This window comes from Deinococcus cellulosilyticus NBRC 106333 = KACC 11606 (assembly GCF_007990775.1).
GTDB lineage: Bacteria > Deinococcota > Deinococci > Deinococcales > Deinococcaceae > Deinococcus_C > Deinococcus_C cellulosilyticus.
The window spans coordinates 1-19,750 of the sequence record NZ_BJXB01000052.1; the positions used below are offsets into that span (position 1 = coordinate 1).

The window sequence follows — 19,750 nt, forward strand, 5'->3', positions numbered from 1 at the left end:
GGGACCCGATCTCTGGCGTGCTGCACAGCATTTCTCGGGACAGAGAATCCATCGCCAAAAACTCTGTACTCAGTACAAAAATAGCAGATGTGACGGATCTCCCCTCCTCACCTCCATAAAATGTCAGATCGGCTCAGCGTCTTCAGAAAGGGGGCTCCTAGAATAAAAAGCACATGCGAACGCTGATGCTTTCCCTTCTGCTTGGCTTCTCTTCCAGTGCGGTGGCGGTCAGTGCGCCAGAACTGTACAGAAGCTTTGAGCGCACCCTGCTGAAAAGGTATGTGAACCCACAACATCTGGACCTGGGGGCCCTGATCCAGCAACACAGGGCAGAAATGCAAGAGGCTTGCAACACCACGCCTGGCTGTCCCAGCAGTGCAGCCTACCCTGCCATCCGTGCTGTCATGCAAGACCTGCAAGATGGCCATGCCAATTTCCTGACCCCTGAGCAGAACCAGAATTACCGGGCCAGAAGCCAGGGCAGCAACACGGGTTTCTTCGGATTTCAATCCAGCAAACTGCAAGATGGACGCACCCTGATTCTGGATGTGGTTCCTGGAGGACCTGCCAGTCTGGCGGGACTGTCACGTTTTGATGTCATTGAAGGTCTCGACAGCAGCCAGACCAAAGAGCCCCAGGAAATCACCGTGACCCGTCAGGGCAAATTCACCTTTAAAGTCACCCTGACCCCAAAAGAGACCCCTCTGGTGTTTCTTCCTTATATGGTGCGCCATGGGACTACAGGTGTGCTGCGCATCCCCACCTTTCTGGGAAGTGGCAACATTGCCAGCATGGTGCATGATCTGGTGGCCCGGGCCAGTGATGAAGGCATGACGGGCATGGTGGTGGACCTGCGCGGAAATGGTGGTGGCAGGTCAGACCAGTGCATGCTTGCCGCACTCGCCTTCAACCCTCGATTCACCGAGGAATGGATTCAGGTGGGCTGGAAAAACACCATGATTGCCGAAAAAGGACAGGTGTGGTTCAAACTTCCAGGAGGTGCACCCATCCCTGTGGCATCCGTCAACACCTATTCTTTGTGGATTCATCCAGCGGTTTTTCTGGTGGATGAACGCAGTGCTTCATGTGCAGAGTTCATGGCTTTTGAATCCCGCAAGGCTGCCCTCACCTGGATTTTTGGGGAGAAAACTTATGGGGTGGGAAACACCTCCACAGTGCTTTACAACCTTCCAGACCAATCTGCCTTGCAACTCAGCATCCTTTACGTGCAAGACGAAGAGGGAAAACCTTACCCTGCAAGCTTGACCCCTGATGTCGTCATCCAGGATGATCCTGAAAAACTGGCACGAGGTGAAGATCCGCTGCTTGAACAGGCCCTGCAATTTTTAGAGATGAAAATCCACCCCCATTGACAGTACCGAAATGCAAATAAAAAACCCCGCTTTCGCGGGGTTGTTCTGGCTCGGCAGGTAGGGATCGAACCTACGACCATCCGATTAACAGTCGGACGCTCTACCGCTGAGCTACTGCCGAATACCACTCTTGGCGGTTGCCTTAAGCGAGAAAAAGAATAGCAAGGCTTTGCGCAAAAAGCAAGCCCTTAGGCCAGGTCTACTAGACGACCTTCTCAAACCCCACATGGCCTGTGGTGCCTGCTTTGACTTCAGGTTCAGGGTCGACTGTCTTCAGGTCCCTGAGCACAACCATCAGCGGGAGTTCACCTGTCTATCCATCTTGAGATTCAGGCTTTTTTCTCAGGGAAAACACCTATTTTTTGACCTGCAACAAAGATTTCGCAGCTTCCAGCACAGCAAATCTTCCGTTTCACAAAACCTGGAAAAAGATCAAAATGAATGGAGGTTGTGTGACCACATGTTTACACTGGAGTCATGATCTCAATATTGCTGGTGGATGACCACGCCCTTGTTCGAGAAGGAACCCACGCTCTTTTGCAACAGGACCCCAATTTGCAGGTGGTGGGTGAGGCCCGCGATGGACAACAGGCCATCGACCTCTGTGACACCCTCAATCCTGACATTGCCATCATGGACGTGAACATGCCCAACATGGGGGGCATTGAAGCCACACGCCAGATCAAACGCCTCTATCCACGCATTGCAGTGCTGGGCCTCAGTGCCCACGATGACGAGGCTTTCGTGATGGCCCTGCTGGAGGCCGGTGCCGCAGGTTACCTGCTGAAAGACGCCCCCGGACAGGACCTGATTGATGCCATCTATGCTGCAAAGCGGGGCGAGAGTGTCATCGCACCCCAGCTCACCCAGATGATCCTTAAACGGGTCAGACAGGGCAGCGAGCAGAAAACCGAAGCCCTGACCGATCGGGAAAGGGAGGTGCTGCTCCTGGCCGCCCGAGGCTTTTCCAACAAGGAAATTGCCAAGAAGCTTGAGATCTCTCCCAAGACCGTGGAAGTGCACCTGAGCGCCCTTTTTGAGAAGCTCGAAGTGGCGAGCCGCACAGAGGCCGTGATTCGCAGCATGAAACGCGGCATCATCCAGCTCAGTGAGCTGTAAACTGGAAAGGTCCCCTGATTTTCCTGCCCAGATACGATGTGGCACTGTGCACCAGACTGTGATTTTTAGACCATGACCGATGCGATGCATTCCGCCATGCAGGGCTTTGAACTGCTCGGATGGGTCCAGAAGTGGAACATCGAGCCGAATGCGGTTCTGCTGATCATTGTGGGGCACGTGATGTTTCACGTGCTCAGGGTCTATTTTGAAGGTCACACCAGTGTTCGCCTGATCAGTGGCCTCAGCATTGTGGGCTGTCTGTGGCTGGGATGGCCTGCTGTGCCCATCCTGGTGTTCAGTCTGCTGCTGATCTACCTGCTGGCCCCTCAGGCCGGATGGCACTGGGGGAAACTGGGAGCAGACCTGCTGGGGGTCGGGATGGTGAACCTGGTGATTCCCTGGGTGAATCCTTTTTTTCCAGAAACCCAGTACACCGCAGAGAGCATCAACAATCCCTGGTTTTACCTGACCCTGCTGGAAGCCACCATGCTGTATTTCGGTGTACGCATGCTGGTCAGGCGCTGGTTTGTGGTGCCCCACCGGGACGCCGGAACCCTGGACATCACGGTTCCGCTGATTCCCCTGATCATGCTGACCTACCAAAACTCGCACTTCAATACGTACCTCCTGCTCTGTGTGATGGTGGGGCTGTACCTGCTGCTTCACCTGCAATACCGCATCCGCAGTGCAGAAGCTGCCCTGAAGACAGAAAAATTGCGGATCTTGCAGGCCAGGGTGGTGACCAGTGCACTGGAAAGCGAACGCTCCAGAATTGCCCGTGAAATCCATGATGGTCCACTCCAGGAAATCATTGCGGCCAAACGCATGCTGGAAGCCAATCAGGTGCAGCGTTCCAGCAAGATCCTGGCAGATGCAGTGGCCCACCTGAGGTCCGCGATTTACGACATGCACCCTAGTGTCCTGCAACTGGGCCTGGAAAGGGCACTGCAGAGCCTTGCCCAGCGTGCCCAGCCTCTGGAAGTGCACTTTGACTTCCCAGATGAACTCCCTTCCCTGTCGGAAGAACAGCAGAGTGCCATTTACCGGGTGGTGGGAGAAGCCATCAGCAATGCCACCAAACACGCCCGGGCCAGCAATGTGCAGGTCAAACTGCAGGTGGAGGCCCACCTGCTGAGGATCACCATTGAAGATGACGGTGTGGGGTTCAACCGCAGTCAGGTGACAGGAGGACTCGGCCTCATTTCCATGCGGGAACGCACCGAGTCGCTGGGGGGAAGCTGTGAGCTGCATTCCAGCCCAAAAGGAACACGCATCCGCATCACCCTGCCTGTGGCAGCACCTTCGCTGGATCTGGGCATCTGATCTGTGCGATAAAAGGCCTTATCGTAAAAAGGAAGGCAAGCTTTTGCGCCTGCCTTCCTGACGTTCGAATGCCTCAGATTTCCACGAACACGCCAAGGCTGCGGAAACGGGCCGCACGTTGCTCCACAAGTTCATCTGGACCCAGCTTGCTCAGGTCATCAAGTTGCCTTTCCAGGGCAGCCCGGAGGTTCTCAGCAGCGTAATTGGGGTCAAGGTGGGCTCCACCTTTGGGCTCAGGCACCACTTCTTCGACAATCCCAAGTTCCAGGAGGTCTGGAGCGGTGAGTTTGAGGGCTTCTGCGGCTTTGGCGGCTTCCTTGGAGTCCCGCCACAGGATGGCTGCACAGGATTCAGGGCTGATCACGCTGTACCAGGCGTTTTCCATCATCAGCACCCGGTTGCCCACACCGATGGCCAGAGCACCCCCCGATCCTCCCTCACTGAGGACCACGCTGATGGCAGGGACTTTCAGGAGGCTCATGCGCTGGATGCTCTCTGCAATGGCCCAGGCCTGACCCCTTTCTTCTGCAGCAATGCCAGGATAGGCTCCCTGAGTGTCGATCAGGGCAATCACAGGGAGTTTGAATTTGTCTGCAAGATCCATCAGGCGCATGGCTTTGCGGTACCCTTCCGGGTGGGCCATGGCGAAGTTGCGACGGATGTTGTCCTTGGTGTCCTTGCCGCGCTGCTGCATGATCAGCATCACGCTGCGGTCTCCCAGCTTTGCTGGACCACCAATCAGGGCCTGATCGTCTCCGAAAGCCCGGTCTCCGTGCAGCTCAACGAAGTCCGTGAAAATGCGCTCCACGTAATCGAGGCTGGTGGGCCGTCCAGGAAGGCGGGCCAGTTGCACCCGCTCCCAGCGGCTGACCTGCGTGTGGGTCTGGGCACGGGTCTGCTCAATCTTGTGTTTCACGTTGATGATTTCGCTGGAGAGGTCCACGCCGGTTTCCTGGCTGGTGCGCTCGAGTTCAGACAGGGTCTTTTCCAGATCTGCCAGACTCATGAGGCACCCCCGAAGTGGGAAAACAGGGTTTTCAGGACTTCGCGCTGTTTGCGGCGGTCCACCACGCTGTCGATCATGCCGTGCTTCTCCAGGAACTCTGCCCGCTGGAAACCTTCAGGCAGGTTCTGGCGGATGGTCTGCTGAATCACCCGTGGTCCAGCAAAGCCAATCAGGGCTCCGGGTTCGGCCAGGATCACATCGGCAATGGTGGCAAAGGAAGCGGTCACCCCACCTGTGGTGGGATCGGTCAGCAGGCTGAAGTAAGGAAGGCCTTTTTCAGAGAGCCTCTGCAGGGCCACTGTGGTTTTGGCAAGTTGCATCAGGCTGAGGGCACTTTCCTGCATGCGGGCACCGCCGGACGCAGCAATGATCAGGAGGGGAAGGTGATGCTCTGCGGCATGGTCTGCTGCGCGGGCGATCTCTTCTCCCACCACACTGCCCATGCTTCCCCCGGAGAACTCGAAATCCATGACCACCACGGTCAGGGGGGTCTCCTCGATGGCTCCCTGTCCCCAGACGATGGCATCTGGACGCCCGGTTTTCTTCTGGGTGCGGTTCAGGCGTTCCTGATAGGACTCCGTATCGACGAAGTGCAGGGGGTCTTTGGGGTACACATGTCCACTTTTCTGCTGAAAGGAATCCTGATCGAGCAGAAATTCGAGTCGTTTCATCACAGGAATCCGGTGGTGGAACCCGCACTTGGGGCACACCCTCAGGTTCTGGTCAAATTCACGGTTGTAGATCTGGGTGCCGCAGTGCTGACACTTGGACCAGAGGTCCGGAATGTCATCCGTTTGCGTGGCCTGCGGTCTTTTTCGCTGGAAAAACTTGTTTAGCGCCATAGCTTCTGCCCTCGATTGTAACATCCTCAAGAATTCTGGCTGTTGTACCCGGTTCAAAGCTCTCGCTCCCTGGGGTCCACCTGCTTGCGGAACACCGCATCTTCAAGCTGACCGATGTCGGCGGCCAGTTCGTCCCGCACCCGGTCCACCCTGCCCTCCACCCGGGAAGCCAGACCGGCCATCTGCTGGTCAATGTACTCCCGAAGCTGGGTGAAACGGCTGGCTTCGGCCTGATCAATGGCGTTGCGCATCTGGTCCATCTGCTTCAGGTAACGGTTGAGTTCCGCCTTGGATTTCAGATCAACAAAAGTGACAGCCAGAGCGTAACCGATCATGATGACAGCAATGGCAATGACCAGCAGCATGCCCAGAGGCACCATGTAACTGCTGATCCAGAACAGGTTGAGGGTATGAGAAGCCATCAGCGCATCGAAATTGGCAACGGTGAACACAGCCAGCAGAATCAGGCCGAGCACCATGAGCACCTGCAAGAATTTCACGGTGAAACCTCCCTGGTGTGGTTGATGGTCTCTTTCCAGGTCAGGCCCATGTTGCACACCTCTCCCTGTCTGAAACCAGCGACCAGACCCATGTTCCAACCATCATAACGGTCCTTGCTGAGAAAGGGTTCCACAGAGGTCACTTTCTGTTGCAGCAGAAAAACCACCCAGATTCAGTGAAATCTGGGCAACAGAAAAAGCGCCTCACTGTCGCATGGCTTTGAGTTTGAAGATCTGCAAGATGTCCCCTGGTGGAAGCAGGCTGTGGCCTGTCATGCGGCCTTCCATCAATTGCTGGCTGACCATGCTGGCTTTGACCTGATAGACATAATCTTCACGGGTGGCTTTGAATTCCAGTGTGCAGACAGCGCCCTGATACTGCACACAATTCATGGTGCCGTCCACCTGATAGGTCTTCTGCTGATCCATGTTCATGGTTCCTGAGATGTCATATGTGTATGGCGCTGTTTCTGTTCTTTCCAGCTCAAGCACCACTGTTCCCACAGGTTCACGTTCTGTCTGAATGGGAGCTGTATCGATCATAAAGACATCGTAAGTTCCCTGATACGTTTCCTTCATCACAGCATTGGAAGTTAAAGGTGTTTTAACACTAGAGCAGGAAACAAAAAGGAACAGCAGACCCAAAAAAGAGACTTCTCTAGATTTCATATCTTCAATCTAGAGAAGTCTCTTTTCTTAACCATGTGATATCTTGCGATCTTCTTTTTCCTGATGCAAAAGCTCACGGATCAGGCTGGCCCCCATGCGTTCCGTTGCGCGCTGGAGGGCACTGAGCACAGCTGCCTTCTCGGTTTCACCAAGTCTTAACAGCGCGGATTCAAGCCCGTCAAATTCCTCCTGGGCCACCTGTCTGGCCTGCTGCTGGGCCTGTTTGAGTTCCCGGCGCTTGTGGTGCTGGCGGAACCAGCGTTTGAACTCGGTGAGGCCCTCCTCGATCAGGGTCTCGGCGTGCGGGATCAGTTTGGCCCGCTCTGCAAGGTTGCGTTCCACAATGGCTGTCAGGTCATCAAGGTTGTAGAGGTACGCCCCTTCGGTGTGCGAAATTTCAGGTTCCAGAATGCGGGGCACACTGATGTCAATCAGGAACATCGGTTCCGTGCGTTCCTTCAGGGCGTTTCTCACATGCTCTGCCCGGATCACGTAGTGGGGGGCACTGCTTGATGCAATCACCACGTCTGCCTTGGGAAGGGCTTCGAGCAACATGTCGATGGCGCACACCTGACCGCCAAACGCCTCTGCAAGTTTTTGAGCCCGTTCCACGGTGCGGTTCACCACGATGACATCCTGAATGCCATTCGCTTTCAGGTGGGTCATGGTGAGCTCTGCGGTTTCTCCGGCGCCCACAATCAGGGCGGTCTTGCCCTGCAGGTCCCCGAAAATGCTCTTGGCAAGTTCCACCGCTGCATAGCTGACACTGACCGCCTTGTCAGCGATCCCGGTCTCTGTGCGAACGCGTTTTCCGACCTGCAACGCAAGCTGGGTGGCCTTATTGAGGATGCTGCCTGTGTTGCCTGAGTTGTGGGCATCCTGCCAGGCCCGCTTGACCTGCCCCAGGATCTGGGTTTCCCCGAGCACCAGGCTGTCCAGGCCACTTGCCACGCGGGTCAGGTGCTTGAGGGCATGCAGCCCATGCTTGATGTACAGGTACTCCCTCAGCGGCTGTCCCCATGCCCCTTCAAACGCACTGAGGGGATCTCCCACCACACCCGCCATGTACACCTCGGTGCGGTTGCAGGTGCTGAGGATCATCACCTCACGGGCATGTTTCTGCAGGTGCTCAAGCATCAGGGGGAACTCTTCCGGCCTGAGGGCAATCCGTTCCCGGACACTGAGGGGAGCTGTTTTGTGGTTCACACCCACCGCCACAAAATTCAGCAGGGGATCGGAGACCATCCCCAGGTTTTCCTGGATGGTCTCTTTCAGGTCCATCAGGGCGTTTTCTCTGGCTGGACTGGGCAGGGTGATGGCCATGGCCCGTTCACTGCTCCACTGGGTCACCTTCTGGGAAAAATCATTGGGGATGGCCGCCTCAAACACCTGCTTGAGGGACAGGGTCAGCATGGGAAGCTCGGTCCCACTGGAAAAGGCCACCGTCACATCCCCCTTGCGCCAGACTGCACCTGAACGCAGGTTGCCCTGTTCTGGTTTCGAGGCATGCAGGCAGAAAGTGCCCTGCGCTGCTGCCAGTTCAGCCACCAGATCGTTCACGGCGTCCTGATTGGAACAGGCAAACACCAGACGCCGGCCTTGCAGGTCTGTGGGGTCAAAAGCACGCTGTACCCTGCGGACTGGCAGCTGGGCAAATTCAGGCAGGAACTCTGGAGACACCACGGTCACCCGGGCACCGGATTCCAGCACACTTCTGGTTTTGCGGAGTCCCACTTTGCCTGCGCCGACCACCAGCACATCTTGGTTTTTCAGGTCCAGGAACAGGGGGTACAGCTTCATAAGAATGAGTATATCTGCTTTGGTCTGACACAAATGGGAATTTTGTCCTGACAAACCAGGGCCCAGGCTTTAAAATTTCCCCTTTCAATTTCCCAGCAGAGCGGCCCTGACCGCACCGACCAGTGCCGTCAGACTTGGGGTTTCTGCCATTTTTGCAATGGTGAAACCTGCGCCCAGCGCGGCCTTGTTGGTCTGGGGTCCCATGGTGACGGCCGGGATGTCTGTCCCGAGCTGCTTCGCACAGGCCCTTGCTGCACTTCCGGAGGCCAGGGTGATCACTTCCGCATCTCTTAAACGCTCCCGTTGTTCCTCAGAGAGTTCTGCTGGCAGGGTCTGGTAGGCCTCCACCGTGTGGATGGTCATTCCCCTCTGGATCAGGGCTTCGTGGAGGTCTGGTTCAGCAAGGCTGCTTGCAAAATGCACCACGGGTTTTTCTCCAGATGCAGGAAGCTCTCCCCCCAGATGAACTGCCCCTGCACGGGAAGGCATGAAGTCTGCCCGCAGGCCGTATTTCGCAAGCTCTCGGGCGGTGGATGGACCAACCACTGCAAGTTTTACCCCGGCAAAAGCCCGTGCATCCAGACCCAGTTCATTCAGGGCTTTCATGGCAGCCTGAATGCCCTGCTGGCTTGTGAAAATCACCCATTCAAAGGAAGACAGCTGCCTGAGGGTCTGTTGCAACTCCCAGGGTTTGGACGTGCTGTCGAAACGGATGAGTGGCACCTCAATGACAATGGCCCCCTCCTGCCTCAGAAGGTTGCCCAGTTCACTGCTGCCCTCTCTGGTGCGGGTCACGGCCACCTTGCGGCCCCACAGTGGGCGGGAATCAAACCACTTCAGGGTGTTGCGATAACGGACCACATCGCCGACCACGGTGACAGCAGGTGCCCCGATTCCGGCATCCTGCACCTTCTGCACAATGTTTTCCAGGGTTCCTTCCACCACACGTTGCTGCTGGGTGGTGCCCCACTGGATGGTTGCTGCAGGGGTGTCCTTGCTCTTGCCGATCTCCAGCAGACGGTCCACGATCCTGGGGAGGGTCTTGACCCCCATCAGGAAGATCAGGGTGTCGATGTCCTGAAAAGCTTTGTATTTCAGTTTCTCTGCATCCCGGAGCATCTCGTTGCCTGTCAGAACTGCAAAACTGCTGCCTGCTTCACGGTGGGTCACAGGGATTCCTGCGTAGGCAGGCACAGCAATGGCACTGGTGATCCCTGGAATCACTTCAAAAGGGACACCCGCAGCAATGCAGGCCTCAGCCTCTTCCCCACCCCGACCAAACACAAAAACGTCTCCGCCTTTGAGCCGGATGACCCGCTTGCCTTCCAGGGCCTTCTGGACCAGCAGACTGCTGATTTCCTCCTGGGACATGTACTCGGAGAAGCCCTTCTTGCCCACAAAGATGTGCTCGGCACTGCTGCAGAAACGCAGGATCTCGGGATTCGCCAGATAGTCGTACAGCACCACTTCTGCCCGTTCAAGGGCAAGCTTGGCTTTGAGGGTGAGCAAACCGAGGTCTCCAGGACCTGCACCAATCAGAGAAACGAAACCGGCCACGACAACAGGTTACCCCATTGGGCCATTTTGGGAAGGGCAAACGGATGGACAGCCCTGAACGTCAGGACTCTGCTTCCGTCATGGGCGCAGGATTGAAACGGTACCCGATGCCCCGCACGGTTTCCAGGTAATTGCGGCCCAGTTTCTTGCGCAGGGCCACCACCATCACGTCCACCACCCGTTCCACCCCATCAAACTGGGGGCCCCAGACATTTTCCAGCAACTCTTCCCGCGAAAAAGCCTTCTCGGGTTTTTGCGCCACATACCACAGGAAATCCAGCTCCAGTTTGGAGAGGTCCAGCACCTGGTCTCCCACCTTCACCTGATGCTCGGTGCGGTTGATCAGGAGGGCATCAAACTGCAGCTGTTCCGTGTAATTCTTGCGGCGAATCAGGGCTTCGATGCGGGCTTCAAGTTCAACCAGATCATAGGGTTTAGGCAGGTAATCGTCCGCTCCGCCTTTGAGGCCCCTGACTTTATATGGAGTGTCAGAAAGTACACTGAGCATCAGCACAGGAATGTGGTTTTTGCTTTCACGGATGTGGGCCAGGATGTCAAAGCCATTCATGTCAGGAAGGTTCACATCCAGAATGACCACTTCTGCCTGATGAATTTCACGCAGGGCCTCCTGCCCTGTGCGGGCCGGAATGGCCTCATACTGCTGAGACTTTAAATATTTGCACAGCATCAGGGATTGCCGCTCGTCATCTTCAACGATCAGCACCTGGGGCAACTTCTCCTGAGACATATCAGAAGTATTGTACCCATAAATTGCATTTTGAATGCCAGATTTTTGCAAAAGAGAGCACATTCTCAAATCCCAATGAAAAAACAGACCTCTTTCGAGGTCTGTCTGATGTTTTTAAGGTTTACTCTTCGCTGGCAGGAGCTTCAGCTTTGGGAGCCTCGGCTTCAGCTTCAGGCTGAGCAGCTTCTTCCTGAGGGGCCTGGGCCTCCGCAGCTTCAGCTTTGGGCTCTTCTTTCTGAGCAGCCTTTTCCAGGGTGGCGATGGCCTGGGCCACAGCCTTGTCACGGCGCACGCTGGCTTTGAAGCCTTCGAGGCCACTGGAACCGAGCTGGTTCAGCAGTTCCTGCACGGTGGTGCGGTTCTGCTGGGCAAAAGCCACCAGGCTGCCGTTCAGCTCATCGCGGGTCAGGTCGATCTTGAGGTCTTCCACCAGCTGCTCGAGGGCCAGTTCACGGCGCACGCGCTCCATGGCATTCTTGTCGAGGTCGGCGATGAAGTCGTCGAATTTGCCCTGCTCGGTCATGAACTTCTCGTACTCTTCGAACTTCACGCCCTGGCGTTGCAGGTCGCTCTTGATTTCGCTGAGCATGCTCTCTTTGCGGCGCTTCACCAGGCTGGAAGGAACGTTCACTTCCATGCCATCTGCGAGCTTCTGGGCGAACTCTTCGCGCTGGGCGAGTTTGCCTTCCTGCTCTGCACGGGTGGTCAGGTCACGCTTGATGGCATCACGCAGGGCTTCGAGGGTGTCAAATTTGAAGGTCTTGGCAAACTCGTCATTGAGTTCGGGCAGGTTCTTCTTCTTGATTTCCTTGATCTTGACCTGCACAGTCTGGGCTTCGTGCTTGTGGTCGCCGTGGTCCACTTCGGGCACTTCGATGGTGACATCTTCGCCAGCTTTTTTGCCCAGCAGAGCGGTTTTGATGTGCGCTTCAGCGGTGTCGAGGTAGACGGGGTAGCTGCCGCCCTCTTCACCCTGCTCTTCGATGATCAGCATGTCGCCTTCTTCGGCGGGACGGTCCACGTTCTCGAAGGTGGCGTTGCGCTCGGTCAGGTCACCGAGGGTCTTGGTGACGATCTCGTCGGTGATTTCAGGAGCAGCGGAGGTCAGCTCGAGGGACTGCCACTCTGGCAGCTTCACTTCGGGGTACTTCTCAGCCTTCACAGTGAAGTTGAAGTCCTGGCCCTCGGTGATGCCCTCGGGGTGAATTTCAGCGTCCACAATGGCGAGGTTCAGTTCCTGCAGGGCTTTGGGGTAGTGGTTCTGCAGCAGCTGGTCGCGGACTTCGTTGTCCACGTAGTCCTGACCCACGCGCTTGACGACCACGCTCTTGGGGGCCTTGCCGGGACGGAAGCCGGGGACTTTGACCTGCTTGGTCAGGGAGCCAATCACCGCGTTGTAGGCCGTGTTGACCTCTTTTGCGGGAACGGTGACTTTAAACTCTACCTGGTTGCCTTCGTTCTTGATCAGTTCAGCCATAATACTCCTGCCCGGTGTGGGATATATACGCAAAAACGACCCCTTGGGGTCGCTTGGAAGTTGTCTTTGTTGGTGAACGCGCGCCTTATGCTTACCCGTATACCCTGGTGCGAGGAAAGGGACTTGAACCCTCACATCTTTCGATACTAGATCCTAAGTCTAGCGCGTCTACCAATTCCGCCATCCTCGCGAGCCTAGACGGTAAAAATGGGGTGGAATATGGGATTTGAACCCACGACCTTCGGTGCCACAAACCGACGCTCTAACCGGCTGAGCTAATTCCACCATGACTCGCTGCCCGTCATGTGCTTTGACAGCGTGATATATACTAGTCGCTTTCAGCAACACTGTCAAGACCACAGGTGAACAAGATGGCCTGGAGAAGATTCTACACAAAGAATGGGAAACTTTGAAGAGGCGCAGAAGGCAGAAAGCAGAAGGCAAGGGCCAGAAAAGCTGTGGCTGCAGCTTTCTTGCTGGATTTTGGCTGAAAGCTGCCCCTGATGGCTGACCGCTTCTCCTCACCCTTCCCTGCTAGACTGTTGCTAATGAGTCGGCAAGCCATTCGCGACCTCCTCACCTCGCAGGCAGAGGATTACCTGAAAACCATCTATCAACTTGCCCGGGGTGGGAAAGTCACCACGCAGAGCCTGGCAGACGCTCTGGGGGTCACCCCTGCCAGCGTCAGTGGCATGCTGAGAAAACTTTCTGACCTTTCGCTGGTGGAGCACACCCCGTATTACGGGGCCATCCTCACGGAAAGCGGCCAGAAGGTGGCCCTGGAGATCCTCCGGCACCACCGTCTGCTGGAACTGTACCTGACCCAGGCCCTGGGGTTTTCCTGGGATGAGGTGCATGAAGAGGCGGATCGTCTGGAGCACGTGATCAGTGAAGCCTTTGAAGCCAGGATCAGTGCCCTGCTGGGAGATCCCCATTTTGATCCGCACGGCCACCCCATTCCCCGTCTGGATGGCAGCATGCCTGAGCATGACGCTGAACCCCTCACCGATGTGCTGGTGGATGAACAGGCCACCATTTCAAGGGTGCATGATGGAGATCCCGAATTTCTGCGCTACCTCTCCGAACGGGGCCTGACCCCGGGAGTCGAACTGCGCATGCTCAAAAAAGACACCCATGGTGGGACAGTGAGCATTCAGGTGGGAGAACAGGACCATGTGCTTTCTCTGACTGCAGCGCAGAAGATCTGGGTCCTGCCTAGACATCATTCCAGAAGTTAGGGTTTTGTAACCTCAGACTAAAGGTCAGGCTGGAGATTCAGTGAAGATTTTTACTGTGCTGGTCAGAGAAGCATATTTCTGGAATTTTTTCAGTATCGGCAGCAAAACGAAAACCCTGTGAAAGCCTTAAGATGTTGGCAATTCACACGAATATTCTCACTCCTGAGGTCGCCAGAGTCGCAAGGCTCTGGCATCATTTTTGTAACAGTCTTTCGTGTACCAGCTGAATTCAGTTCTTGTGGATTTCAACCAGCAAACGTTCCATCAAACCGTTTAATGTTGTACCACATCCTGATGCAGTGCCAGGCCCACCCATCACAACCTGTCTGGATGGGAAGCAAAAGGTCTGAATGATGGCGTGATAAAAGCAGAGATCTTCAAACCCCACACCAGAACATCAAAGGTCTGCACGACCCTCACGAATTAGATCTAAAATCCATATACAATGGGGCATGCATCCGAAGAGCATCAACCTGGAATCCATGAGTCCCGCCCTGATCGAGGGCGCAGATGTCTGCGTACAATGCGGGCTGTGCCTCTCTGTCTGCCCCACCTACCAGCAGACCGGTGAAGAAATTCAGAGCCCCCGTGGGCGGGTGATGCTGTACAAGGCGGCGGCCCAGGGCCTGACCGATGAACTTGATGTGGTGCTCGAAGCGGCCTACGACTGCCTGGACTGCCGGGCCTGCCAGACCATCTGCCCCTCTGGCGTGAAACCCGGAGAACTGGCCCTGGACACCAGAGTGGCCCTGCAGGAAGGCAAACCTGCCAACCTTGCCCAGAAAGCCATGCTGGAGGTCTTCAAGTATCCCATCCTCTTCGATGTGGGCAACCTCGGGGTGCGCCTGTACCAGAAATCCGGTCTGCAGAAAGCCATCCGGGGCTCTGGTGTGCTGCGTGGCATGGCCCGCAGACACGGAGGCATGTGGGCCAAAATGCACCTCTTTGAGGGCTTGATTCCTTCCCGTGAAGTGGCCCCGGCCATCCGCCTGAGAACCCCTTACATCACCCAGCATCAGGGCGAATATCGGGGAACGGTGGCTTTCTTCCTGGGGTGCGTGATGAACGCCGTTTTCAGTGAGGCCTCGAGTGCTTCCATCAATGTGCTTGCACGCAACGGCTTTGATGTGATCCTGCTCAGGGAGACCACCTGCTGCGGTGCACCCCACATTGAAGAAGGGGACTTTGAGGGCTACCGCCAGGTCTCTCTGCGCAACGCCAAACTGTATGGAACGCTGGCCGTGGATGCCATCGTCACCGACTGTGCTGCCTGTGGTGCAGAGCTCAAGAAGATGCACAAGCACTTCAAAGATGATCCTGAATTCGGGGGCCTCACTGCCAACATCAGCAGCAAAACCCAGGCCCTCAGTGAATTCCTCAAGAAAGTGGGCCTGCGTGACCTTCCAGATGATCTGGATGTGGACAGGCAGAAAGTCACCTATCAGGATGCCTGCCACCTGTGCCATGCCCAGGGCGTGTGCAACCAGCCCCGAGACATCCTCAAACAGAACCCCATTCTGGACTACCAGGAGATGCAGAATGCCAGCGACTGCTGCGGTTCTGCGGGCATTTACAACATCACCCACACCGAGACCAGCATGAAGCAACTCGACAGGAAGATGGAACGCATCCGGGCCACGGGAGCCTCCATCATCACCGTGGAGAACCCCGGATGCATGCTGCAACTGGATTACGGCACCCGCGAGTTCGAGGTCGCTGCGGAAGTCAAGCACACCGCCATTCTGCTGAAAGAAGCCTATGAAGAAGCAGACCGTCGCCAGACGGCCAAAAGCTGACCGCAGGAGACCTGAATGAAAGCGAAAACGAAAGTTCGTGAACTGACCGGTTATCTGAAGGAACTGCAGGATGCTGTCGGAGACAAACTGCGGGTGGAACTCCCGGACCGCTTGCTCTTCCGCTACGACGCCCTGCTGCAGGGGGAAGTCCCTCTGGCCGTGGTGATGGCAGAAACCACCGAAGACGTGGCCCGCACCCTGAAAATCTGCGATCACCATGACCTGCCTGTGATTCCCAGAGGAGGGGCTTCTGGCCTCTCAGGAGGCGTGGTCCCGGTGAAACCCAGCGTGGTGATCTCCACCACCCGCATGAAAGGCCTGAAGATTGACCGGGAGGGCATGACGGCCACTGTGCAACCCGGAGTCATCAACCAGGAATTGCAGGATGCTCTGAAACCTTTTGGGCTGTACTATCCACCTGATCCCCAGTCTGGCAGGCAGGCCACCATCGGGGGGAACATTGGTGAAAATGCAGGGGGTCCCATGTGCCTGAAAAAAGGGGTCACCGGAGACTATGTTCTGGAACTGGAGTTCGTCACCATGCAGGGGGATGTGTACCGCATGGACCGCTCAGGTGTGGACCTTCCCGGTCTGCTGATTGGCTCTGAAGGCACGCTGGCCTTCGTCACCGAGGCGAAACTCCGTCTGGCCGTTCTCCCCAGGTACACCCAGACCGCCCGGGCCATTTTCAACACGCTGGAGGATGCTGGAAAAGCTGTTGCACTGATCACTGCCAGAGGCCTGACCCCTGCCAAACTGGAACTGATGGACAGAGCCAGCATCAATGCCGTGGAAGATGCTTTCAGCCTGGGGCTCCCCAGAGAAGCAGAAGCCGTCCTGGTCTGCGACACTGATGGGAACGATCTCCAGGAAGTGCTTGCCGAAATTCAGGCGGTGAAACAGGCCTTTGATGATGCAGGCGCGACTTCAAGCCAGATCGCCCAGAACGAAAAAGAAGCAGAGGCCCTGTGGAAAGCCCGCAAGAGCATCTCTCCCAGCCTGGGCCGCATTCGCCCACAGCGCATGAACGAGGACATCGTGGTTCCCCGAAGCAAACTGCCTGTGGTGATGCGTGAAATTCGTGCCCTCGGAGACGCCTCCCCTTTCCCTCTGGCGATCTTTGGACATGCAGGAGATGGCAACCTGCACCCCAACATCATGTACAGCAAGCAGACCGACTCCTGGGATGAAGTCGACCACCTTGCCCACGAAATTGCCCGGGTCGCCATCAAATATGGTGGCGTGCTCTCAGGGGAACATGGCATCGGTCTCGCCAAAAAACCCTTCATGCTGGAAGCCACCCCCAGACCCACCCTGGAAGCCTACTGGGCCGTCAAGAAGACCCTGGACCCCAAAAACCTGATGAATCCCGGAAAAGTCCTGCCGGAACTTGCCAGCAACTGAGATTGAGAAGATTTTTTTGACCCTTCTGGTCTTCCAGAGGGGTTTTCTGCTTGCAGTGACGGTTTCCTCTTGGAAGTCACAGAACACCCCGTTATGATCAAAAAGAATTGAGGACAAAATGAAACAGATTCCTGCACTTGTCACCGCTTTGCTTCTTGCTTCTCTGGGCACCGGTCAGGCCCAGAAATGGAAGCTGCTGAACCCCAGTCCAGACGGTCCTGCCTCGGCTTACGCCTACACCGATGGAACCCAGAAAGCCTACGCAGAATGGGGAGGGTACAGAGGTCAGCTTGGCACCCAGTTCTTTCTGGTGAACACCATCCACCGAACCCGCTCTGGAATTCAGGGGAACTGCCGGGTTTACACGTATCTTGGCAAGATGAACAATGCATATGTTCTCAAGACAGACCTCTATGCCCTGGCCCTGAACAAGGTGGACCCCAGTCTTTCCAGTTTCATGCCAGCCATGAATTACACCTTCACCCGTGAAGAGGCCGCTCAAACCTCCATGCTTTGCAAGCAGGGCAAACCCATGGAAAGCAACACCATTTACATTCCTGCAGATTCTCCCTATTTCGAGGTGGCTGCTCCAGGTGATGGTCTGGCCTTTGAAATCAAACTCGACCTTTTCAACAACATCATCATCAAACTGCTTTAACATTAAACCTTTCAACCTCCAGCTTTCTTCAGAAACAGGAGGACGTGTTTTGAACCAGCTTCAAACAACAAGGTGACAGCCTGACGACAACCCTTAGACAACCCCTAGGGGTTTACCCTGAACACATGGATGTCGTGACGGTGGTGCTGCTGGTGACCAATCTGCTGCTGTGGCCTGCACTGGGCTATCTGGCCATCAAAGGAGCGAGAAAAGATCCGGAGATTGAACAACTCGAACACCAATTGAAGACCTTCAATCACTACCGCGATACTGTGAAAAATCCATTTCAGGACGCTGCCTGAGAAAGCACTGACTTGAAACACACAACTGCACCTGTATCCAGGTGCAGTTTCTTTTGGAGATCCGAGAGGATTACTTTCCAAGTCCAGGTTGTTGACTGGAAAGACCATCCAGCACTGTTGCTTCAAGCTGCTCTTGCTCTTCAGTGGCCCTCAGAAAAGCCAGCACCCGATGTCGGGGAGAGGCATGGGCCAGCACATACCATGCATGATCATGCTGCAGTTTGCGGGCTTCCAGCAATTCAAACAGGCAATACCCATACTCATTCTGAAGCCCACGGGCCTCAATGAACTCCTGCAACTGGGAGACAACGGGGTCCTGTGACAGAAAGTTTGGAAATCCCAGCAGGGTCTCACCTTTGAACCAGGCATGCTGATGCCAGGTTGAGCCGTGCTCCCACACATGACTTTTCTTCTCCCAGCCGAGACGGGTGCAGCAGAGTTCGTTGAGTTCCTGGTCCGTCAACTCGTGGTATTTCACACAATTACAATACATAAAAGTGCAGCCTGCCTCCATCCCTGGTTCTCCTCAACAGGCAGAAATGCAGTGTTCTGGTACAATTGAGACCTTTTCAACCTGCACCGAAAGGAACACCAGATGACGAATTCACAACAGGACACCACAAAGATCAGGGTTTTGGTCTCGAACGATGATGGGGTGTTCTCCCCCGGAATCAAAGCCCTTGCCCAGTCCCTGACCGAAATTGCTGATGTGGCTGTGGCCGCTCCAGATGTGGAGCAATCTGCTGTCGGACATGGCATCACCATTCGCAGGCCCCTCAGGTTCAAGCACACGGCTGCAGCAGGGTTTGGAGACATCCCAGCCTACCGGGTGGATGGGACGCCCACAGATTGTGTGGTGCTGGGAACCCGCATCCTGCAAAAACCAGATGTGGTGGTGAGCGGCATCAACCTGGGGTACAACCTGGGAAATGACCTCACCCACTCAGGCACCGTGGCCGCCGCCCTGGAAGGCATGATTCTGGGCATTCACAGCATTGCCTTTTCGCAGGCTGCCAATGAGCAGGGAGAGTACAACTTTGAACATGCAAAAGCCTACATCCCCAGAATTGTGCAGTGGGTTTACGAGCGTGGACTTCCCCCCAGAACGCTGATCAACGTGAATTTCCCTCCTGTGAAGCCCAGAGGGGTCAAGATCACCTTCCTGAGCGACTACAAGTTCGAAGACGAACTGGTCAAACGGCAGGACCCCGATGGACGTGATTACTACTGGGTGGCCGGAACCCCCAAATCCACCATCTTCGAAGAAGGCTCAGACGAGTGGGCTGTGCGCGAAGGATACGTCAGCATCACCCCGGTGCGCTTTGACCTGAGCCACCGCGAATTCATGACCCAGATGGAAGACCTCGCGGAATGACCTGAATGTCCACTTTTGAGAGGTCCTCCTGGTAAGTGGCCAGCACATCCAGAGCCTCACCCACAAGCACCCTGGGAAGCCAGTGTTTTGAATCATCCCACATCCGGTCAAAAGGAATCCGGTCCAGAGGAAACCACTCAGGCCGGATTTCTGTGGTCTCCACTGGTTCCCCTTTCCAGGCCCCCAGGACAAAAAGCTGCACCCGCATGTCCCAGTTTTCCCTGGTGGGGAAGAGAAAAGTCACCTGCCCCAGATGGGTCAGGCTCTCAGGCAATCCCACCAGGCCACTTTCTTCATGCAGTTCCCGGATGGCAGCCTGCTCAGGGGTCTCTCCCGGCTCAATGCCGCCGCCAAGGCCCACTGTGTTTCCTTTGCCGAAACCTGTCTTCTTGTGGCCCAGCAGCACTTCATGGCCTCGAACCGGAAAACACAACACCACTTCACGCATGAAGGCATTATGCCTGCAAAAAGAACCCCAGAAACAAAAAAACCTCACCGTTTTCAGGTGAGGCTTAAAACGAAACCCCGGGCATTGCTGCCCGGGGGTCATTGATGTATGGCAA

20 protein-coding genes and 3 tRNA genes are annotated in these 19,750 nt (G+C 55.8%); 9 read left to right on the top strand and 14 right to left on the bottom strand.

Annotated elements, in window-relative coordinates; translation table 11 throughout:
• Positions 1-173 precede the first annotated feature (173 nt).
• Entirely contained in the window at positions 174-1,373 is a 1,200-nt protein-coding gene (locus DC3_RS27665; RefSeq protein WP_146891653.1) for a S41 family peptidase, read from the top strand.
• 46 nt (positions 1,374-1,419) lie between these two features.
• Here the strand turns inward: DC3_RS27665 and DC3_RS27670 are convergent.
• Positions 1,420-1,494: transfer RNA gene (locus DC3_RS27670), tRNA-Asn, on the bottom strand.
• Positions 1,495-1,850: 356 nt separating this feature from the next.
• On the opposite strand from DC3_RS27670, the gene DC3_RS27675 reads away from it, so the two are divergent.
• Both DC3_RS27675 and DC3_RS27680 read left to right on the top strand, forming a co-directional pair.
• Positions 1,851-2,492, top strand: a complete 642-nt coding sequence (locus DC3_RS27675; protein WP_146891656.1) for a response regulator — start codon at positions 1,851-1,853, stop codon at positions 2,490-2,492.
• A gap of 72 nt (positions 2,493-2,564) precedes the next feature.
• Positions 2,565-3,815 (top strand): sensor histidine kinase, encoded by a 1,251-nt coding sequence (locus DC3_RS27680; protein ID WP_146891659.1) that lies wholly within the window; start codon positions 2,565-2,567, stop codon positions 3,813-3,815.
• 73 nt (positions 3,816-3,888) lie between these two features.
• Here DC3_RS27680 and DC3_RS27685 read toward each other — a convergent pair whose 3' ends face one another.
• The 11 genes from DC3_RS27685 to DC3_RS27730 form a co-directional block, all read right to left on the bottom strand.
• The gene (locus DC3_RS27685; RefSeq protein WP_146891662.1) at positions 3,889-4,821 is read right to left on the bottom strand and encodes an acetyl-CoA carboxylase carboxyltransferase subunit alpha; all 933 of its coding nucleotides are present in this window, start codon (positions 4,819-4,821) and stop codon (positions 3,889-3,891) included.
• Complete coding sequence (gene accD / locus DC3_RS27690) at positions 4,818-5,663, bottom strand: acetyl-CoA carboxylase, carboxyltransferase subunit beta (RefSeq protein ID WP_146891665.1); 846 nt, start codon at positions 5,661-5,663, stop codon at positions 4,818-4,820. Before accD ends, DC3_RS27685 begins: the two co-directional genes overlap by 4 nt.
• A 53-nt stretch (positions 5,664-5,716) precedes the next feature.
• Positions 5,717-6,163, bottom strand: coding sequence for a LapA family protein (locus tag DC3_RS27695; RefSeq protein WP_146891668.1), 447 nt, complete (start codon positions 6,161-6,163; stop codon positions 5,717-5,719).
• Positions 6,160-6,297 carry a hypothetical protein gene (locus DC3_RS29460; RefSeq protein WP_186816311.1) on the bottom strand — a complete coding sequence of 46 codons (138 nt, stop codon included), beginning with the start codon at positions 6,295-6,297 and terminating at the stop codon, positions 6,160-6,162. Before DC3_RS29460 ends, DC3_RS27695 begins: the two co-directional genes overlap by 4 nt.
• Before the next feature lie 70 nt (positions 6,298-6,367).
• Complete coding sequence (locus DC3_RS27700) at positions 6,368-6,706, bottom strand: hypothetical protein (protein ID WP_146891671.1); 339 nt, start codon at positions 6,704-6,706, stop codon at positions 6,368-6,370.
• A gap of 153 nt (positions 6,707-6,859) precedes the next feature.
• Positions 6,860-8,632, bottom strand: a complete 1,773-nt coding sequence (gene hemA, locus DC3_RS27705) for a glutamyl-tRNA reductase (protein WP_146891674.1) — start codon at positions 8,630-8,632, stop codon at positions 6,860-6,862.
• A gap of 84 nt (positions 8,633-8,716) precedes the next feature.
• Positions 8,717-10,189, bottom strand: a complete 1,473-nt coding sequence (gene cobA / locus DC3_RS27710; protein ID WP_146891677.1) for a uroporphyrinogen-III C-methyltransferase — start codon at positions 10,187-10,189, stop codon at positions 8,717-8,719.
• A gap of 61 nt (positions 10,190-10,250) precedes the next feature.
• Positions 10,251-10,937 carry a response regulator transcription factor gene (locus DC3_RS27715; RefSeq protein WP_186816312.1) on the bottom strand — a complete coding sequence of 229 codons (687 nt, stop codon included), beginning with the start codon at positions 10,935-10,937 and terminating at the stop codon, positions 10,251-10,253.
• Positions 10,938-11,058: 121 nt separating this feature from the next.
• Entirely contained in the window at positions 11,059-12,414 is a 1,356-nt protein-coding gene (tig, locus tag DC3_RS27720) for a trigger factor (RefSeq protein WP_146891684.1), read from the bottom strand.
• Positions 12,415-12,519: 105 nt separating this feature from the next.
• Positions 12,520-12,604 (bottom strand) — tRNA-Leu (locus DC3_RS27725).
• Positions 12,605-12,622: 18 nt separating this feature from the next.
• Positions 12,623-12,699: transfer RNA gene (locus DC3_RS27730), tRNA-His, on the bottom strand.
• A 263-nt stretch (positions 12,700-12,962) separates the two neighbouring features.
• Here DC3_RS27730 and DC3_RS27735 point away from each other — a divergent pair.
• The 5 genes from DC3_RS27735 (at position 12,963) to DC3_RS29465 (ending at position 17,812) form a co-directional block, all read left to right on the top strand.
• Entirely contained in the window at positions 12,963-13,652 is a 690-nt protein-coding gene (locus DC3_RS27735) for a metal-dependent transcriptional regulator (RefSeq protein ID WP_146891687.1), read from the top strand.
• Positions 13,653-14,104: 452 nt separating this feature from the next.
• Positions 14,105-15,448, top strand: a complete 1,344-nt coding sequence (locus DC3_RS27740; protein ID WP_146891690.1) for a (Fe-S)-binding protein — start codon at positions 14,105-14,107, stop codon at positions 15,446-15,448.
• Positions 15,449-15,463: 15 nt separating this feature from the next.
• Positions 15,464-16,852, top strand: coding sequence for an FAD-binding oxidoreductase (locus tag DC3_RS27745; protein ID WP_146891693.1), 1,389 nt, complete (start codon positions 15,464-15,466; stop codon positions 16,850-16,852).
• A 118-nt stretch (positions 16,853-16,970) separates the two neighbouring features.
• On the top strand, positions 16,971-17,510 hold the full coding sequence (locus tag DC3_RS27750) for a hypothetical protein (protein ID WP_146891697.1): 540 nt from the start codon (positions 16,971-16,973) through the stop codon (positions 17,508-17,510).
• 125 nt (positions 17,511-17,635) lie between these two features.
• Positions 17,636-17,812, top strand: coding sequence for a hypothetical protein (locus DC3_RS29465; protein ID WP_186816313.1), 177 nt, complete (start codon positions 17,636-17,638; stop codon positions 17,810-17,812).
• A 70-nt stretch (positions 17,813-17,882) separates the two neighbouring features.
• On the opposite strand, the gene DC3_RS27755 is transcribed toward DC3_RS29465, so the two are convergent.
• Positions 17,883-18,290, bottom strand: a complete 408-nt coding sequence (locus DC3_RS27755; protein ID WP_146891700.1) for a hypothetical protein — start codon at positions 18,288-18,290, stop codon at positions 17,883-17,885.
• Between the two features lie 117 nt (positions 18,291-18,407).
• Here DC3_RS27755 and surE point away from each other — a divergent pair, with 117 nt between their 5' ends.
• Positions 18,408-19,187: a 5'/3'-nucleotidase SurE gene (gene surE, locus DC3_RS27760; protein ID WP_146891703.1), complete on the top strand. Its 780-nt coding sequence runs from the start codon at positions 18,408-18,410 to the stop codon at positions 19,185-19,187.
• On the opposite strand, the gene DC3_RS27765 is transcribed toward surE, so the two are convergent.
• The gene (locus tag DC3_RS27765) at positions 19,156-19,635 is read right to left on the bottom strand and encodes an 8-oxo-dGTP diphosphatase (RefSeq protein ID WP_146891706.1); all 480 of its coding nucleotides are present in this window, start codon (positions 19,633-19,635) and stop codon (positions 19,156-19,158) included. The two genes, surE and DC3_RS27765, sit on opposite strands and share 32 nt — an antisense overlap.
• Positions 19,636-19,750 lie beyond the last annotated feature (115 nt).

Coding starts and splice junctions, on each gene's coding strand:
- DC3_RS27685 (WP_146891662.1), bottom strand. CDS start 4,821: ATGAGTCTGGCAGATCTGGAAAAGACCCTGTCTGAACTCGAGCGCACC.
- tig (WP_146891684.1), bottom strand. CDS start 12,414: ATGGCTGAACTGATCAAGAACGAAGGCAACCAGGTAGAGTTTAAAGTC.
- DC3_RS27735 (WP_146891687.1), top strand. CDS start 12,963: ATGAGTCGGCAAGCCATTCGCGACCTCCTCACCTCGCAGGCAGAGGAT.
- DC3_RS27750 (WP_146891697.1), top strand. CDS start 16,971: ATGAAACAGATTCCTGCACTTGTCACCGCTTTGCTTCTTGCTTCTCTG.
- DC3_RS27740 (WP_146891690.1), top strand. CDS start 14,105: ATGCATCCGAAGAGCATCAACCTGGAATCCATGAGTCCCGCCCTGATC.
- surE (WP_146891703.1), top strand. CDS start 18,408: ATGACGAATTCACAACAGGACACCACAAAGATCAGGGTTTTGGTCTCG.
- DC3_RS27765 (WP_146891706.1), bottom strand. CDS start 19,635: ATGCGTGAAGTGGTGTTGTGTTTTCCGGTTCGAGGCCATGAAGTGCTG.
- DC3_RS27745 (WP_146891693.1), top strand. CDS start 15,464: ATGAAAGCGAAAACGAAAGTTCGTGAACTGACCGGTTATCTGAAGGAA.
- DC3_RS27675 (WP_146891656.1), top strand. CDS start 1,851: ATGATCTCAATATTGCTGGTGGATGACCACGCCCTTGTTCGAGAAGGA.
- DC3_RS29465 (WP_186816313.1), top strand. CDS start 17,636: ATGGATGTCGTGACGGTGGTGCTGCTGGTGACCAATCTGCTGCTGTGG.
- DC3_RS27715 (WP_186816312.1), bottom strand. CDS start 10,937: ATGTCTCAGGAGAAGTTGCCCCAGGTGCTGATCGTTGAAGATGACGAG.
- DC3_RS27680 (WP_146891659.1), top strand. CDS start 2,565: ATGACCGATGCGATGCATTCCGCCATGCAGGGCTTTGAACTGCTCGGA.
- accD (WP_146891665.1), bottom strand. CDS start 5,663: ATGGCGCTAAACAAGTTTTTCCAGCGAAAAAGACCGCAGGCCACGCAA.
- DC3_RS27700 (WP_146891671.1), bottom strand. CDS start 6,706: ATGATCGATACAGCTCCCATTCAGACAGAACGTGAACCTGTGGGAACA.
- DC3_RS27665 (WP_146891653.1), top strand. CDS start 174: ATGCGAACGCTGATGCTTTCCCTTCTGCTTGGCTTCTCTTCCAGTGCG.
- hemA (WP_146891674.1), bottom strand. CDS start 8,632: ATGAAGCTGTACCCCCTGTTCCTGGACCTGAAAAACCAAGATGTGCTG.